The following is a 17269-nucleotide window of genomic DNA, read 5'->3' as shown; positions in this document are numbered from 1 at the left end:
AAAAATCGGGCTGACTCCCCGACCAGACGCGAGACGAGGCCGTACAGGGGAATCCGTCGAACGAACCGGCAGACCGAGTCTTGGCGATACGACCGGCGAGAGGTTCGCTAATCAGCGTTCGTTTTCCGCTCGTGCGATCGAGAGCGCCCGAATCGGGCGGTGGGTCGGCGACTTCGTGACAGCCCCGACACAAGATATTCGCTCGAACCGAAGCAGTCGACGAGCGAGACGCCCGCGACGATCAGTCGTCGCTGGCGGCGGTGCTGCCGTCGCTATCGACTCCGGCGTCGGGCGCCCGCAACACGTCCGGATCGGCGTTCGGTCCGAGCGGCTCGGCGCGGACGCTCGAGACCTTGTACTCGGGAATTCCCGTGTGCGGATCGAAGTTCTCCTGGGTGAGCTTGTTGACCGCGCCGGCGGCGAAGTGCATCGGAATGAACAACGTTCCCTCGCCGACGCGATCGGTTACGTTCGCCTTGACGACGATTTCTCCGCGGCGGGACTCGACCCGGACGTACTCGCCGTCGGCGACGCCGAGTTCGTCGGCCGTCGACGGGTTGACCTCGACGAAGCTCTCGCCGACGTGGCTCATGAGCCCCTCGACGCGCCGGGTGATCTGGCCGGTGTGCCAGTGGTAGAGGACCCGCCCGGAGGTGAGCGTGAGCGGATACTCTTCGTCGGGCAGCTCGCCGGGGTGTCCACCGTCCGCGGGCACGAACCGCGCCATCCCGTCGTCGAAGTTGAACTCCCCGTCCTCGTAATCGTAGAGGTACGGCGTTCCGGGGTGGTCTTCGTCCCAGCAGGGCCACTGGAGCCCGTGCTCGTCGCCCGACTCAAGGCGATCGTAGCTGACGCCACCGTAGATCGGGACCAGGTCGCTGATCTCGTCCATGATCTCCCGCGGATGGTCGTAGTCCCAGGTATACCCGAGCCGGTTGGCCAGGTCCTGGGTGATCTCCCAGTCCTGACGCGCCGCCCCGGGCGGCGTCGCAGTTGGCCGCACCCGCTGGATGCGGCGCTCGGTGTTGGTGAACGTGCCGTGTTTCTCCGGCGACGTCGCTGCGGGAAGAATCACGTCCGCGTGAGTCGCCGTCTCCGTCATGAAGATATCTTGGACGACGAGGAACTCCAGTTTCTCGAGCGCCGCTTCGGCGTGCTGGATGTCGGGTTCGGACAGCGCGGGGTTTTCCCCGACGACGTACATTCCCCGCAGGTTACCTTCGTGGGCCTCCGAGAGCATCTCCGGCACCTTGAGCCCCGGCTCCTCGGGCGGGCGCTCGCCCCACGCTTCTTCGAACTTCTCGGCGACCTCGGGTTCCGCTGGGTCCTGATAGCCCGGAAGGCTTCCGGGAAGCGTCCCCATGTCACCACCGCCGCCCTGCACGTTGTTCTGCCCCCGGAAGGGTGAGAGTCCGGCGCCGGGCTTGCCGACCTGGCCGAGCGCGAGGGCGAGATCGGCCATCGCGAGGAGGTTCTGCGTACCGTGGCTGGACTGGGTCATTCCCATCGCCCAGCCGAAGACGACGGTCTCGGCGTCGGCGAGCGTCTTGGCGGCGGACTTCAGCTCTTCGGGCGGAACGCCCGCCAGTTCTTCGACTTTCTCGGGCGTGAACGCCTGTACCTTCTCCTCGACCTTCTCGAACCCCTTCGTGTTGCGCTCGATGAACGCCTCGTCGTGGAGGTCGTTCTCGATAATGTACCGGATGAGACCGTTGAGCCAGGCGACGTCGTACCCGGGTCTGGTCCGCGTGTACTGGTCGGCGTGCTCTGCGATGCCGACTTCACGGGGGTCGAAGACGACCAGGTCGGCCCCGTCTCGGACGTTTTGCTTGATGCGGGTCGCCAGAACCGGGTGCGACTCCGTCGTGTTCGACCCGGTGATGAGGTAGGCGTCGGCCTCGCCGATGTCCTCGTTGATGCGGTTGGTCATGGCGCCGTACCCGAGGGTCTGTTGCAGCGCTGCCACCGTCGTCGAGTGACAGAGCCGCGCACAGTTGTCGATGTTTTTCGTCCCGAGGACCTGTCGGGCGAACTTCTGGACGAGATACGCCTCCTCGTTGCTCCCCTTCGAGGACGCGAGACAGCCGACGGCGTCGACGCCGTGTTCGTCCTGGATCGCGCGCAGCCCGCTCGCGACGCGATCAAGCGCCTCGTCCCAGGACGCCGTCTCGAACTCGCCGTCCTCGTTGCGCACGAGCGGTTCCGTGATCCGCTCGTCGCTGTTGGCGAACTCGTGGCCGAACTTCCCTTTCACGCAGGTCGAGAAGTTGTTAGCGGGCGCCTTCGCGGGGTCTTCGACGGGTTGGACACCGATCGCGTCACCGTCTCTGCCCCACATCTCGAACCGACAGCCGACAGCACAGAACCCGCACGTCGTCTCTTCCTTGTCGATCTTGCCGAGGCGGTAGTCGCTCACGGTCGACGCAACGTCGAACAATCTCCCCTCGGGGAGCACCTTCGTCGCGATGTTCTCGGCGGTGTGTTCGCCCGCCAACATGGCTTTGTGACCGTACTCGGTGGCGAGGTCCATCGCACGGCGCCTGCTCTGTGACATAAACCGTGCGACGCCGCTTCGATCGTCCGGACTCACGCTGGGGCCGGCTCCGATCCGGCTCTCTCCGCCGGGGTCGGGCGAGCGATTCGGTGCCGTCGTGTCGTCGAGCGTTTCGACTTCCTCGTGCTCGATAACCGTCCCGATGGAGTTACGCTGAGTGAATCCTGGAAGCGGAAGCGTCGCAGCGCCGCCGATGTCCTTCTCCGTCAACGCGCCCGTCGGGCAGACGGTCGCGCAGTGACCGCAGGAGACGCAGTCGGAGTCGGCCATCGTCTCGGCGTCGGACTGGAAGCCGATGCGCGTGTCCTCGCCGTGACCCTCGATACGGAGCACGCCCTCGACCTGCACGTCGTTACAGCCCTCGACACACCGGTTACAGAGGATGCACTTGTTCCGGTCGATCTGGATGAACGACGAGGTGTCGTCGAGCGGTTCGTACTCGTCGCGGTCGCCGAAGACGCCGTAGCGCGGATGGTCGACGCCCTCGCTGATCGCGGTGTCCTGTAGTTCGCAGCGGCCGTTGCCGTTGCAGGTCGTACAGCGGAGGTTGTGATTCGAGAGGACCAGATCGAGGTTGACGCTGCGGCTCTCCTCGGCGTCGGGGGTGTCTGTCTCCACGGTGAGCCCTTCCTCGGCCGGGAACGAACACGAGGGAACGAGGCCGTGTTCGTCGGTCTCGACCATGCAGGTCCGGCACTCGCTGCGCGGCCCGATCTCGCCGCTGCAGTCGCCGTCACGGTCGTAGTAACAGAGCGCGGGGACGTCGGCGTCGTCATCAACGCCGTCCGCGCCGGGATCGACACGAACCGTCTCGTCGTCGACGGTCTGCATCGCGTCGATAATGGTCGACCCGGGTGGAGCAGTCACCGGTTTGCCGTTGATCGTCACCGTCGTCGGCTCGTCGCTGCGGGTGCCGGCCTCGGGATCGTTCGCGGTCCCTGTCTCGAACGTGGCGGAGACCGGCGTATTCGGTTGCGAGTCTTCGATATCGGGAACGCCCGGAAGTGTGTCGTCAGTGCTCATAGTTTCTCAGTACAGGTGCCGCTGGGACAGCGACCGTCGGCGTGTGCGCGGAACTCCGGTTCGAACTCGTCGAGCGCGGTCGTCACGGGGCGGGGCGCGTGAGCGCCGATCTGGCAGTTGCTCGATCGTGTCATCACTCGACCCAGCTCGCGGATCGTGTCGGTCTCGAGCGATCCCTGATAGACGTCTCGCAGCAGTTCGGTGAGCTGTTTCGTCCCTTCGCGGCCGGGCACGCAGCGGCCGCTGTTTTCGGTGGACGCGAATCGGGCGCGCTCGCCGACGTCGGCGACCACGCACCGGTCGTCGTTCAGCAGTTCGACCACGCCGTCGGTCCCGAGACCGGCCGCAGCGAGCGACTGTGCGGTCGGAGCGACGTCGAGGCTTCGCGTAACGCCGCCGAGAACGCCGCCGACGCAGGCCATCTTGAACGAGCCCGTCAGTTCGACGGCGTCTCGTACCACCGAAAGGCTACTGTCTGACGGGAGTTCGATGGTCGCCGGATCGGCGACGTCGCCGGCGACGGTGATTAGCCGGGTTCCCGGATCGGCGGCGTCCGCGTCGAACGCGTCCGGATCGCGAATCGCCCGCCGTACCTGTGCGAACGTCCGCGGCGTGTGGATGACCGTCGGCCGTCCGTAGAGACCGTGCGTGGCGGGTGACGGCGGCTGGAGACGCGGTTCGATGCGGTCGGCGCCTTCCATCGCCTCGAGCGCGGCCGTCGGGGCGCCGGCGCGGTACTCGTCGGGACCGGCCACCAGCTGCGGAACGATCGGCAGTTCGCCCGCGACTGCCTCGATCGCTTCGCGGAGGTGTTGATGCAGGTGGCTATCCTCCTCGTTCAGGTAGACGACGGCGTCGTCGGCACCCACGTACTCGGCGACGGCGGCTATCCCGTCGAGGACGGCTATCGGCGCTCCCCCGAGCAGCACTTCGTCCGCTCGCTGTTCGTCGCGCGTCTCGTTCGCATTGGCGACCACGACTGGGTCTCCGTCCGCGTCCCGCGCGGTCTCCCACGCGTCGGCGACGGGGCCATCGGCGGCGGCGTCGCCGCGCCCCCGACCGAGGAGTCCGGTATCGGTCACCGCCTCGGCGGCTCGGTCAGACGAGACGATCGGCCACTCGTTCGGATCGAGCGGATCGACCCATCCACACCGGGCGAGCACCGACCGCTGACCGACCGAGAGCGGGCCCGTGTTCGGGATCGGGAGCGACGTCGTCTCGGGCCCGTGTTCGACGACCGCATCAGCGTCATCCGCCGGGATGAGTCCGTCTTCCAGCGTGTCGACGACGTCTCGTGCGGTCGACGGCTCCGGTTTGGCGAAGAACGCCGTCCGGCCCTCGCGCGTCGCCATCACGAGCGGTTCGCTCCCCAGCACACCGACCGGCCCCGTGCGGACCACCGGTATCGAATCGGCTTCGTCTCGCATCGCCGTCACAATCTGTTCGTCACCGTTCGCCGCTACGTCGGTCGCGACACGGACGAGCGGTGAGCGATCAGCGGTACTTGCGCCTCGTTCCATTGGTTATACCGTTGAATCGCAGGGATAAAAACTCTCATGACCGAATTACTATACTTATTTTTTACGTGATGTCAGGATTAAACCCATGGCCGACATTGTGGGTGCATCACAATCGGGTTGTTGGTGGTCCCTGTTACAGATCCTTCTCCCGTACCCGCTCACAGCCAATCTGGTTTCAACGGATCGACGCAAGTCGGCCCCCGCCAATCATTCACTTAGATTATCAAAGAAGTGAGGAATCTCTGAACTACTATTAGGTATGATGACGAACCCCCGATTCCAGAAAGCCAAAACGGAAGCTGCGGCGGCAGTCTCCGGTAACGATCCCCGTTCGGTGTACACCGGTATTGTCCACGAGAACGGCGGCCACGAGTACTATTTCGGCACCGATACCGAGGAAACAACGAACTTCGGGAAGCCACAGCGGTTCAGTTCGGTATGCTGGTGCGCGTACTCACCGACCGTTCCGACAGCCCTGTCGAGGAGATAACCGATTCCGCAGCCGAGTGCGCCGAGCAAACGGAACTTCGGTGAGCGCTTGACAGCCGAAATTTCGTGACTGAATCCGCTCGCTCCACGCGGCCACACGCTGTTCCGTGGTGCAGACTACAAAATGTAACAATACCAATAATATCTGCTTCTCCAATACTTTATTCTTCTATCGATAAATAAGAAATCTATTTCACCAATATATTTTAGTGCAATACGGAGGTACGTAATTGCAATGCCGGACAATACCTCCTGTTCGACTGCAGCCCCGGGACCGGATCCCACCGATATCGAATCAATAGCAGCGGATACCGCGCTCGAGGCTCTGTCGAACGAGCGCCGTCGGTGCGTGCTTCGATGCCTGCTACCGGTCGACAACCCGATGGCGTTAGCGGACCTGGCAGATGAAGTCGCCGCTTTGGAGAACGACACTGGGACGACCGATGTCTCGAAAGCGGACGCGAAAGACGTCTACGTGTCGCTCTATCACGCAGACGTTCCGAAACTAGCAGCCGCGGATATCGTCGAGTACGATCAGGTCCAGAACACAGTCACGCTAACACGGAACGCTGCGGAGCTACGTCCGCTTCTGGACGTTGCCGACGACTGGCCGCCGTAGGTACCAAACGACCGGCTTCGTCCGGACTGGTGCCGGACGAGCGCCGAAACGGTTCGGTCGCGACTGCTGGCCGAGACGGTCCGGCGTCCCGACGGAGCAGTGGCCGTCGTGACACTCATTTCCGTTCTATGGGTTGCTCGGCCAGCGGCGTCTCGTCGTCGACGACCTCGTCCAACCCGAGACGATCGACCGTCTCGCGGGCCGGTCGACCGTCGGCTCCCCATCCCCGCTCCGCGTAATAGGCCTCGAGCATCGCTTCGAAGCGGTCCTCGTCGACCGCCTGCCCGTCGTTCGGCCCCGACTCCAGTGGTTTCCGGAGCGCGATCGGTAGTTCGTCGTCCGCTCGAGCGATCCCTTCGCGAACGTTGAACAACCGGGTGAGCGTCCAGATGCGCTCCCCGATCGTCTGCAGGTCTCCGTCGGTGTCCAACCCCACGGCGTCCAGCCACTCGGCGCCGAGATCCTCGAAGACGTCGCCGACGAAGTCGTCGACGATCAGGCACCAGAGAATCGATCGCTGGTCCTGTTCAGTTGCGACGGCGCGGGCGGCCCGCCCCGGACTCCAGTTCTCGAAGATCTCTCGCTCGATCGGGATCGCTCGTCGGTGGCAGGCGCCGCGATCGCTTGTGGCATAGGCCAGCGCCATGCTTTCGGCGCCCCGGGGATCGTACGCGGGCAGTTCCATCGCTTTGACCGTCGGGACGAAATCGTCGCCGCCGAACCGCTCGGCCGCCGCGTCGACTCCCTCCGCCAGTGTGTCTCCGAGCGTCGTCTCTCGAGTCGCGATGTCGCGGAGCAGTGATCGCGCGTCGTCGGGATCACCGAACGTAAACGAGTGATCCAGTAGGCCCGCCTCGCTGGCACGGACGGCCCACGCGACGGTGTTTCCGGCGCTGATCAGATCGAGACCGAATCGGTCACACGTCGCCCCGAGTTCCGCCACGGCGTCGAAATCGTCGATGCCCAGACCCGCGCCGAGCGTCATCGCCGTCGCACCGCAGGGAACGCTCTCGCCCGCGTCAGTCTCGACGCGGTACCCACCGGGATCTTCGTCGTCCGGGTGCTCCCGCTCTCGCGCCAGTTCGCGGACGGCGGCGATGCCGATATCGTCTGCGCCCTCGAACTGCCCGTCTCGCCATCCGCGCGTCGGGAGGACGCCGGTCTCGTTGGCGAAGTCGACCGTTTCGAGGGTACCGCTCGCTTGCAGCCACTTCCCGGTGTCTGATTCGCGATAGCGTTCCGCGTACCGTTCGCGCAGCTTCTCGAGGCCCGACGGGGGATCTCCCCAGGCGACGACGGCCTTGAGTCGCTTGGCACCCATCACGGCGCCCGCGCCGCCCCGACCGGCGTGGTGGTCGCCGGCGTCGGACGAAATGGTCGCGTAGGCGACCTGATTCTCCCCGGCGGGACCGACGCAGGCGACCGCGGCGTCGGAAAAATGCTCGTCAGTGGTGACGGTATCTGCTCCCCAGGTCTCGGCCGATTCGATATCCACGTCTCCGTCCGCCACGACGAGTCGGACTGGCTCTGACGCCCGGCCGGTGACGAGGACGCCGCCAGCATCGTGTAACGCGCCCGCGAGCACTGCCGGGAACGTCCCTCCGGCGTACGAGTCGAGGAAGACCCCGGTCAGCGGGGACTTCGTGATCGCCGCGTAGCGACTCTCTCCCGGAAGGAGTCCCGAGACCGGGCCGATCATGAACAGCAGGACGTTGTTCGGCTCGAGCGGATCGGTATCGGCGTCGAGTTCCTCGTAGAGGTACCGCGCTCCGAGCCCCTTGCCGCCGACGTAGCGTCGTCGCCACTCGTCCGGGACGGAAACGCGGTCTACCGACTCCGCCGAGAGATCCACGCGGAGGAGTCGGTCGGGCGCGCGAAGGTTCATTGGTTTGACGTATCCCCTTGCGGTGTAAAAAGGTATCTCGTCTCCGAACGTACAGCACCGCGCGGACGACCGTGTCTGCTTGCGGACCCCAATCGCCGGCGGCCGTTCGACGCGCTTCGGCGAACTGGACAAGACGGGTACCGACCTTGCTGAGGACTCCTCTGATACGTTGCGTCGTGAATCGGGCTCCCACTGTCACTGACGAACTCGCAGTCAACTGCCGGGCGGACTGAGGGTCCCCGATCGAGGTGTGAATATACTATCCTGTTTTGCTGACGATGGTCTCCCTGATCGCACGACAGAGCGTCGCTCCCATCGAGAGAAAATGAAAAGTCGGACGCGAGATCGCGTTGCGCCGTCGAGTGCGCTCCTTTTAATCGAGGAGCGGTTCCTCGCGAACGGTGGCGTCGTACCGTTCGCCCTCGTACTGGATCTCGAGTTCGGTCCCGGGTTCCGCGTACTCCGGCGGGAGGTACGTGTAGACGACGCAGGCGCCGACCGTGTACCCGTACTCGGCGCTGTGTACGTAGCCGATCGGTTCGTCACCGTCGAAGATCGGCCGGTGGGGGAGGATCGTCGCCGCTTCGTCGTCGAGGGTCAGGCACGCGACCTTGTGGTCGATGTTGTTCCCCTCGGCCGCTTCGACGACCGCCTCCTTCCCGATGAAGTCGGTCTCCAGGTCGACGGCCCATCCGAGATCCGTCTCGTAGGGGTTGTGCTCGGTGTGGAGGTCCTCGCCCCACAGCCGGAAGCCCTTCTCGATGCGCAGCGCGTTCAGCGCACCATTCCCATACGGGCGAATGTCGTACTCTTCGCCGGCCTCCATGAGATGCTCCCAGAGCCGCTCGCCGTACTCGGCGGGCGTGTACAGCTCCCAGCCGAGTTCGCCGGCGTAGGACACCCGGAGCGCGGTGACTGGCACGTTCTTGACGAAGAACTGCTGACTCGTGAAGAACGGGAACGCCTCGTCGGAGAGGTCCACGTCCGTCACCTCGGAGAGTACCTTCCGCGCGTTCGGACCGGTACAGACCATCGCCGCCAGGCTTGAGGTGACGTCGTTGACGACCACGTCCTCGGGAGACTGTTCGCGGACCCACGCGACGTGGTTGTTTCCGACCTCGCGACCCGTCGTCAGCAGGAGGTAGCGGTCGTCGTCGACGCGCGTGACGGTGATGTCCGCGCGGACGCCACCGTCCTCGTTACACATGAGCGTGTACCGGACGTCGCCGATGTCGATGTCCATGTCGTTCGTACAGAGGCGCTGGACGAAGTCTCCGGCGTCGCTCCCGACGACCTCCATCTTGTTGAACGACGTCATGTCGTGGAGGCCGACCTTGTTGCGGACGTGGAGCGCCTCCGCGCCCTCGATGGGCGACCAGTACTTGCCCTCCCAGCCCTCACGGTCCGGGATCTGCTCGCCGTACTCGGCGAGCAGGTCGGCGTTGGACTCGAACCACTGCGGTTCCTCCCACCCGGCTTCGGCCCACAGCTCGGCGTCGAGTTCCTTGTGGCTGTGGTACATCGGCGTGCGGCGGATGTCGCGCTGATGATCCGTCCAGACCCACTTCGGGTGCATGATGTTGTAGACGATGCGGTACTCCTCGCCGCCGATGTCTCGCGCGAAGTCCCAGCTGCCTTCGTGGGCGTCGAACCGATTGACGTTGCAGTGCCGGAGATCGATCGGTCCGTCGGAGAGGCGGGGGACACCGTTTTCCATCCACTCGGCGAGCGCCTTGCCGGCGCCGCCGGCGTGAGTGACCCAGATGGCGGCCGCGGTCCAGAGACCGTCGTACTTCTGGACCGGCCCCATCACCGGCAGGCCGTTAGGGGACTCCGCGAACATCCCGTTGTACTTGTGTTCGAGTTCCTTCCCCTCCGTGGCGGGCAGCAGTTCGTCGCTGGCCTGGCGGGGCGCCTTGTCCGGCCGGTCCGGGTGCGTCGCGTTGTTCATGTGGTACTCGGTGAACTCGTGGACCGAGCCCTGTTCGGCGTCTTCCTCGTTGCCGCCGAGCTCTCGCGGGTCGGGTACGACGGGTTCGTGGTTGTACGACCCGATCCCGTAGGAGTCTCCGTGCGTCCGGAAGTACATCGCGTTGTCCTGATCGCGGAGGATCGGCCGGTCGGGGCCCGCGAGCAGGCGGTCAGTCTTCTCGCCGGAGACGTCCTTGTAATTCTCGTACAGCGGGTGATCGCTGACGTCGATCTGGTTGTCGGCGAGTTCCTCGAGCGGCTCGGTCATCGTGTATTGGTGCTCGACCGGCGTCACCGGGAGGTGAACGTCGAGTTTCTCGCCCAGTTGACGCGCCCAGATGTTCGTTGCGATGACGACTTCGTTACACTCGATAGTCCCGTTTTCGGTGATAACCGAGCTGATCGACCCGTTCTCGGTCTCGATGTCTTCGGTGCGGGTATGCGGAACGAACTTCGCTCCCCGGTCCATGGCTTCTCTGGCGAGGGCAGCGCAGGCGACGACGCCGGACACCTGGCCGTCGGTCGGCGAGTAGTAGCCACCCTGGATCACGTCGCTGTCGACGAGCGGCAGCTTTTCTTCTACTTCCTCGGGCGACAGGATCTCCGGATTCGGGAGTCCCCAGGATTCGGCATACTCAACGCGGCGCTGGAGGAAGTCCATCCGCTCATCGCTGCGTGCAACTTCGATACCGCCGACTTCCTTGTAGGCCTGGACCCCGTTGTCGTCCTCCAGGTCCGAGTACACGTTACGGCTGTGCTTGGCGAACTTCGAGAGGATCTTCGACTCGGAAGTCTGGAACATGATCCCCGGCGCGTGGCTGGAAGACCCGCCAGTGGTTGGCATCGGTCCCTGATCGACGACGACGACATCGTCTCGGCCGAGTTCAGTGAGCTGGTACGCCAGGTTGCACCCGACGATACCGGCACCGACAATAACAGTGTCTGCTTGGTCCGGCAAGCTGTCGTCTGCGTTCATAATTGTACACTCCGTGGTGCCAGTCGAGTACAAATATAATTATCGCTCACCCATATCTTCACCAAAACGTGGTCGAAGAATTATAATTAGAGTTTCGAGGTGGCTGCGGATAACTGTGATATCACTGTTATCCTACGGTACCATCGCGAGCGGCGACGCTTAATTTCGTGTGTGGACACGCCAACGGCCGTCAGAGATGTCAGAGATATCGACGAAGTCACGGAGAAGCACAAAATGAAATTCAAATACTATTTTTGGCGATAGTAACGCTGAATCGCGGGGTGGCGGCTTCCCTTTGCAGCTACCCGAATCAATCAAGCGAACCCTAGTTATCTGCACACAGAGTCTCTTGCAGGGCATAATTCTCCATTAGTTTCCCGAAATCATACCACATGCCAAGGAAATAATAGCAACTTATTTCACGCCAACTCCTTATCGTTCTCTTGCATGGTAGAGTCCATTCCGCTGGAGACAGCGAAACAGCTGATAGAAGCGGCAGAAGAGAAAGCGGACGAGATCGATAATCCGATGGTGATCACGGTTGCAAACAGCGAGGGGAACCTCATCGCCCAGCACCGCATGGACGGCGGCTGGCTGGCCTCTGTGAGCATCTCGCGTAACAAGGCGTACACGTCGGCTGCCCTGGAGATGCCGACACACGAACTGGCGGAGCCCTCCGAACCGGGCAACTCCCTGTACGGTCTCCAGACGACCGACGACGACCAGATCGTCATCTTCGGCGGCGGCTATCCGCTCGAGCGAGACGGCGAGGTCGTCGGCGCGATTGGCGTCTCTGGCGGCGCCGTGAGCCAGGACCGCGAGGTCGCCGAAGCTGGCGTCGAACGATGGAACGAACTCATCAAAGAGGAAGCGGCCACGGCAGACGACTGATCGACGAAAGACTCGAGACACTCATCGGTACGCAACTGGAACTGAAGCGCCATCTCAGGCGGTGACGATCACAGACGACGGGGGAGTACAAATAGCGCTCTCCCGTCGATGCTACCGGGGGTAGATGAGTACGTTCCCGAAAACGTCTCGACCATCAGAACGGTGTGAGTGACGGTGTCACGATTGACGAGATAGCGCTGTTCTGAGACGCCTTCCTGATGATCGCCCGGAACGTATCGACTGGTCACGGGCTGGAATCAAGAATACGCTTCCATCTCTGTGGACCGTGTTCCGTCCGCTCGTCCACACCCCCGAATTCTCACTGGTTTATATTGATGTTCAGTATCACAGGTGAACTGTTTTTTATAGGTGTGTCATTTGTGGCCTTGTATGACACAGTGGGACGAATCACAAACGCAGGCAGTGAGTTCAGATATCACGGAGAAATCGAACGCGTTACCGGCGAAGTATTTCACTGACCCGGAAATCTTTGAGATGGAGAAAGAGAAGGTGTTCGGCCAGTACTGGGTGTACGCCGGCCACGCCAACTGTATCGAGGAATCTGGCCAGTACTTCACGCGNCACCTCTGGACGTACGACCTCGAGGGCGAGCTCAAAAGCACGCCCAAGAGCTTCGACGAAGCCGGTCTGAACCCCGACCTCGAGGACGAGGAGGTCCAGGAGTTCGACGCCGAAGAGAACGCCCTGAACGATGTGCACGTCGACACCATCGGTCCGCTGATCTTCGTCAATCTGAGCGAGGATCCGATGCCGCTGGCCGAGCAGGCCGGCGTAATGAAAGACCGCCTCGAGGCGCTGCCCCTCGGGGAGTACGAACACGCCACCCGAATCGTCTCGGAAGTCGAGTGCAACTGGAAGGTGTTCGCGAGCAACTACTCGGAGTGCGACCACTGCCAGGCCAACCACCAGGACTGGATTAAAGGCATCTCGCTCAACGACTCCGAACTCGAGGTCAACGACTACCACTGGGTGCTCCACTACACGCACGCTCAGGACGTCGACGACGAGATGCGGATCCACGACGAGCACGAAGCGCAGTTCCACTACTTCTGGCCGAACTTCACGGTCAACATGTACGGNGGCTACGGTACCTACATCATCGACCCGATCGACACCGACCGCTTCCAGCTCATCGCGGACTACTACTTCCGCGACAGCGACCTCTCCGACGAAGAGCGGGAGTTCGTTCGCACCAGCCGCCAGCTCCAAGAAGAAGACTTCGAACTGGTCGAACGCCAGTGGGAAGGCCTCAGAACGGGCGCGCTCGCTCAGGCCCAGCTGGGACCCAACGAACACACCGTCCACCGCTTCCACNCTCAGAACGGGCGCGCTCGCTCAGGCCCAGCTGGGACCCAACGAACACACCGTCCACCGCTTCCACCAACTCGCCCAGGAAGCCTACGACTCGTGATCGCATCGCTCACCGACCAGCACTCGCTAGCACCCGAAACGGAATCCGAAATTCGACACCTATGAGCACGCAAGATCAGGCACCGTACGTCGCGTCCTGTCCGGAGTGCGACGTCGATCTACGAACCGAGACACCGAACGAGATCGTCGAGTTCTACCGCCGTCACTATCGCGTGACGGGACACGACGTGGAGTTCGAACGCGCACAGTTGGAGTTAGACGAGGACGTCACGAGCGACGATCTCAAGGACGTCGTCTGGCAGCTCCAAGAGCAGTACGAGAACGGCGTCCCGATCGGCGTCGTCGCGGCGGTGATGTCCGACCGCGGACTATCGATCGGCGNGGCAGCTCCAAGAGCAGTACGAGAACGGCGTCCCGATCGGCGTCGTCGCGGCGGTGATGTCCGACCGCGGACTATCGATCGGCGAGACGTTAGATGAGATCCACGACGTACGGATGACCGGCGGTCTATACGAACCGCAGGACGACCACCTCGGTGCGTTCTGACCAACCGTTTTCGTTCGTCCCCAGCCCACTGACTCGCATTTGATTCGAAACGCCGGACGGCTCCCGCTCACCGCCGTCGCTCGTCGCGACGGTTACTCCTCGCGATCGGTCGCGTCCGTCTCGGGCCACTTCTCGTCGGGATCGATCGGTTCCACCGCGCGAACGAGTTCGTCTTCGGTGTAGTCGCGGTCCTCGAGTCGCATGCTCCGGATCCGCCACTGGCGGCTCAGTTCCGGTTCGCTCTCGGGCCCGACTCGCCCGCCGTGGGTTCTGAAGAACGCTCCACCGCGACCGAGGCGCTTCCCCTCGTAGGTGTGCTGGTCGAAGACGGCGTCGTACGTCCCGCCGGGCTCGAGTTCGTCGACGGGATGGTCGTAGCGGGGCTCGCGGCCCTCCTCGCGTGCGGCAGCGCGTTCGTCGGAGAGTTCGCCGAAGTAATCGTCGGCGTGTGCGGCCTCGCGCGACGACGGCGCTCGAGCGGCCGCCAGGGCCGCGTGGACCGCACAGAGCCGCCCGCGCCAGGACTCCTCGGACCAGCGTTCGCGGGCCAGTTCCTCGTAGCGAGCCACCGTGAGCGCGACTTCGTGTCCGGCGCGCAGGTCCTCGACGACGTAGAGGTTGATTCGGTCCCAGAAGTTCCAGGCGTAGCCCGAACGGACCAGTTCCCACGCGGCCCACGCCGCGACCTCCTCGTCGGATCGCCGAACCGCCTTCTGGAGGAGACTCGAGACGACGTACCGATTCGCCCCGGACTTGGTCGCATTCTCACCGAGTTCGTCGCCGAAGTCGTCGCGCTCGGGGCCGGAGTCGGAATCGTCGTCGGTCGCGTCCGTCTCGTCGGTCCGGAGCTCGCCTTCGGTGCCGAACGTGGCCTGTTTCCTGTCGTCCATACTCGATTCTCGCTCCCGTCGACGGAAATAGCTGACTGCTCCGATCGACGGGCGGGCGAATCACGCCGACTGACCGTACCCGAGACCGGGATCGTCACTCCGCTCCGAGAGAGGGGTGGTACCCACACTGCTCGCAGAGCCGTTCAACTCGAACTCCCGGAAACCGGTCGCGGTTCGGCTACGTGACGTGTCTGTCGGTGCGCTAACGGTAATGGTGGTTCGTGAGACTGCCCACTGTATGGGACGTCTGATACTGCTCGCGTTAGTAACGATGATCGCGTGGGGCCTGTGGGCGGTCGTCGCCGGGCTCGCAACGGACTCCATCCTTCCGGAGACGGCGATGGGACTCTCCTACGCGGCGGGGACGCTCGTCGTCGCGGCGATTATCGCGGTCGTCTTTCTGGGAGAACCCTTGCAGATGACTGATACCGCGGGAATCCTCCTGGCCGGTATCGCTATCGCGTTGGTCGCGAACTGGTCGAGCTCGCGGACGAGTCGAGCGGATCGCGTTCGCTCGCGAAACACATCGTGATCGGTTCGTTACTGCTTGAGTTCGCGAACGCCGTAAAGCAGTCACCGGTCTCCGGTCGCGGTCTCGATGACGCCTCGCTTCCTCCTTCGAACCGAACCGACGCGCTAGTCATCGTCGTCCTGCCCCTGTGGGAGGGAGGAATCGGTGTTCGCGGACGTGATCAACGTGTCCTCGTTCGCCAGCGTGGACTCTTCCCGATAGTATTCGCGAGCGGTGACGTAACTCGCGTAGGCGATCGCCAGGAGGAAGAGCGTGAACGGGAGCGCGAGCACCGTGGGGAACGCTTGCATCGCATCGAACACGGGGAGCTCCAGCGTCATCACGCCGAGGAAGGAGAGCAGAACTCCCCACCACGCCCGGTTTCGAGCGTTCGGCTCCTCCGTGCCGAGCGTTATCGAGGAGAGGATGTACACGGCCGAGTCCAGAGACGTCACGACGTAGCCGGCGATCACCAAGATGAGCAACACTCCCAGCAGGGGTGCGAGCGGCGTGAGAGTGACCGCAGTCGCGATCGAGGCGGGGATACCGCCGCTGGCAAACGCGTCACTGACCGGCCCGACGTATCCCGGCGCGAGCACCCAGCCGCCGACGATGGAGTGCTGTATCCAGAGCAACATGCCGGGAATAACGACCAGGCAGACGAACGTCTCGCGGATGGTTCGACCCTTCGACACACGGGCGACGAAACTGCCGACGAACAGGCCCCACGCGGCCCACCACGCCCACCAGAAACTCGTCCATTGTTGGGGCCAATTGCCCGCAGCCGTCGGAGCGGAGTACAGCGAGAGGCGGAACATGTTGTTCAGCCACACGCCGCCGGCGTCGAGTCCGAGGTTGATCGTAAAGAGCGTCGGTCCGACCGCGAGGAGCAGCGCGAACGTGACCAACATGAGGACGACGGTAATTCGAGCGGCGTTTCGAATTCCGCTTCGCAGCCCCAACCAGACGTCTCCGAGGAAGACCAGTCCGAGGACGCCGAACAGCCCGTACGTGAACAGCGTCGGGGGAACGCCAAACACCGTATCTAGGAGGGCGGCGAACACCTGCGCGGAGAACCCGATAGCCGCCGCGACGCCGCCGATAATGGCGATCAGCGCCGCCAAGTCGACGGTCCAGTAGAGGAGCTTGTACCGGTCGTCGTCGAGGAACACCTTCAGCATCGAACTGAACTTGTACGAGTCCGTGCCGCGCGTGTAGATGATCAGTCCGAACGCCAACGCGAACGGCGGATACCACATGGCGAGTCCCGGGAAGACCTCGTGGATGAACATGAACGCGAGCGCGAGCGCTTCGATCGAGGCCCCCGTGACCGGAAGCGGCTCCGGAGGCGGACTGTTCACGATGGAGATGGGCTCGCCAACCCCCCAAATGATGATCGAGCCGCTGTACCCGACCGTGAACACCATGGCGAGCCACGAGAACAGATCGAACTCCGGCTCGGCGTCCTGTCCGCCGATCCGAATGTGACCGTATCGTGAGAAGACCATGTACGTCGAGAAGACGAGCAGTACCATCCCGAGTAACATGAACCACCAACCGAAGTAGGTCAACACCCATCCGAAGGCCTCGTTGAACGTATCGTTGAGGACCTGTGGACTCCGGATACCGATCGCTGCTAACGCCAGCAACGCCCCTCCCGTGATGAAGAACAGGAGTTTCTCACCGGTGTCTGCGCTTTCCAGGCCGAATACGTGCCAGAAGTTCATTGTTTTTCGATGATGGAACTACGCGTCTCCGTAATCGATCCCCAGTCCGATGCGTGACTCATGTTATGTATTACCAGTGCATCTGCTATCCCAACGGAACGGTACTTATACTTTTCGGACATGTCGACGATTCGGTCGAAACATTCGGAACGGACATCGAAACGAGAACCGTCGTCGCACACGATTTCGGCGAGAACGACGGAGAATTCGGTCCCGTGAACCATCTCTCGTATTCGGGATCGCTCGAGCGCGGCCGTATCGTTCCCACCTCTCCG

At 63.2% G+C, this 17269-nt stretch carries 12 protein-coding genes and 1 pseudogene; 7 read left to right on the top strand and 6 right to left on the bottom strand.

Annotated features, from left to right (window positions below; genetic code table 11):
- Positions 1-241 precede the first annotated feature (241 nt).
- Positions 242-3577 carry a formate dehydrogenase subunit alpha gene (gene fdhF, locus C477_RS17345; protein ID WP_008895831.1) on the bottom strand — a complete coding sequence of 1112 codons (3336 nt, stop codon included), beginning with the start codon at positions 3575-3577 and terminating at the stop codon, positions 242-244.
- Positions 3574-5097: an NADH-ubiquinone oxidoreductase-F iron-sulfur binding region domain-containing protein gene (locus C477_RS17340; protein ID WP_008895830.1), complete on the bottom strand. Its 1524-nt coding sequence runs from the start codon at positions 5095-5097 to the stop codon at positions 3574-3576. Before C477_RS17340 ends, fdhF begins: the two co-directional genes overlap by 4 nt.
- Before the next feature lie 259 nt (positions 5098-5356).
- Here C477_RS17340 and C477_RS24965 point away from each other — a divergent pair.
- A pseudogene (locus C477_RS24965) lies at positions 5357-5631 on the top strand (hypothetical protein).
- A gap of 190 nt (positions 5632-5821) precedes the next feature.
- Positions 5822-6205 (top strand): DUF7344 domain-containing protein, encoded by a 384-nt coding sequence (locus C477_RS24615; protein WP_239641898.1) that lies wholly within the window; start codon positions 5822-5824, stop codon positions 6203-6205.
- 115 nt (positions 6206-6320) lie between these two features.
- On the opposite strand, the gene C477_RS17325 is transcribed toward C477_RS24615, so the two are convergent.
- Both C477_RS17325 and C477_RS17320 read right to left on the bottom strand, forming a co-directional pair.
- The gene (locus tag C477_RS17325) at positions 6321-8090 is read right to left on the bottom strand and encodes an aldehyde ferredoxin oxidoreductase family protein (RefSeq protein WP_008895828.1); all 1770 of its coding nucleotides are present in this window, start codon (positions 8088-8090) and stop codon (positions 6321-6323) included.
- 373 nt (positions 8091-8463) lie between these two features.
- On the bottom strand, positions 8464-11037 hold the full coding sequence (locus tag C477_RS17320; protein ID WP_008895827.1) for a GcvT family protein: 2574 nt from the start codon (positions 11035-11037) through the stop codon (positions 8464-8466).
- A 447-nt stretch (positions 11038-11484) separates the two neighbouring features.
- On the opposite strand from C477_RS17320, the gene C477_RS17315 reads away from it, so the two are divergent.
- The 4 genes from C477_RS17315 to C477_RS25065 all read left to right on the top strand — a co-directional run bounded on the left by C477_RS17315 (position 11485) and on the right by C477_RS25065 (position 13866).
- Positions 11485-11928, top strand: a complete 444-nt coding sequence (locus C477_RS17315; protein ID WP_008895826.1) for a GlcG/HbpS family heme-binding protein — start codon at positions 11485-11487, stop codon at positions 11926-11928.
- A gap of 390 nt (positions 11929-12318) precedes the next feature.
- Positions 12319-13425, top strand: a complete 1107-nt coding sequence (locus C477_RS17310; RefSeq protein ID WP_083870321.1) for an aromatic ring-hydroxylating oxygenase subunit alpha — start codon at positions 12319-12321, stop codon at positions 13423-13425.
- A complete protein-coding gene (locus tag C477_RS23680) occupies positions 13422-13799 on the top strand; it encodes a hypothetical protein (protein ID WP_008895824.1) in 378 nt (125 codons plus the stop codon). Before C477_RS17310 ends, C477_RS23680 begins: the two co-directional genes overlap by 4 nt.
- A complete protein-coding gene (locus C477_RS25065; RefSeq protein ID WP_449404404.1) occupies positions 13759-13866 on the top strand; it encodes a hypothetical protein in 108 nt (35 codons plus the stop codon). The genes C477_RS23680 and C477_RS25065 overlap by 41 nt, the downstream gene beginning before the upstream one ends.
- 92 nt (positions 13867-13958) lie before the next feature.
- Here the strand turns inward: C477_RS25065 and C477_RS17300 are convergent, their stop codons facing one another.
- Positions 13959-14756 (bottom strand): hypothetical protein, encoded by a 798-nt coding sequence (locus tag C477_RS17300; protein ID WP_008895823.1) that lies wholly within the window; start codon positions 14754-14756, stop codon positions 13959-13961.
- 238 nt (positions 14757-14994) lie between these two features.
- Here C477_RS17300 and C477_RS17295 point away from each other — a divergent pair, with 238 nt between their 5' ends.
- Entirely contained in the window at positions 14995-15288 is a 294-nt protein-coding gene (locus tag C477_RS17295; protein WP_008895822.1) for a hypothetical protein, read from the top strand.
- Positions 15289-15392: 104 nt separating this feature from the next.
- Here C477_RS17295 and C477_RS17290 read toward each other — a convergent pair whose 3' ends face one another.
- A complete protein-coding gene (locus C477_RS17290) occupies positions 15393-16994 on the bottom strand; it encodes a BCCT family transporter (RefSeq protein ID WP_008895821.1) in 1602 nt (533 codons plus the stop codon).
- Positions 16995-17269: the final 275 nt, after the last annotated feature.

It is taken from the genome of Haloterrigena salina JCM 13891 (genome assembly GCF_000337495.1).
Classification (GTDB): Archaea; Halobacteriota; Halobacteria; order Halobacteriales; family Natrialbaceae; genus Haloterrigena; species Haloterrigena salina.
The sequence above is the reverse complement of the archived record's forward strand: the minus strand, read 5'-3'. Positions and strand labels throughout refer to the sequence as shown.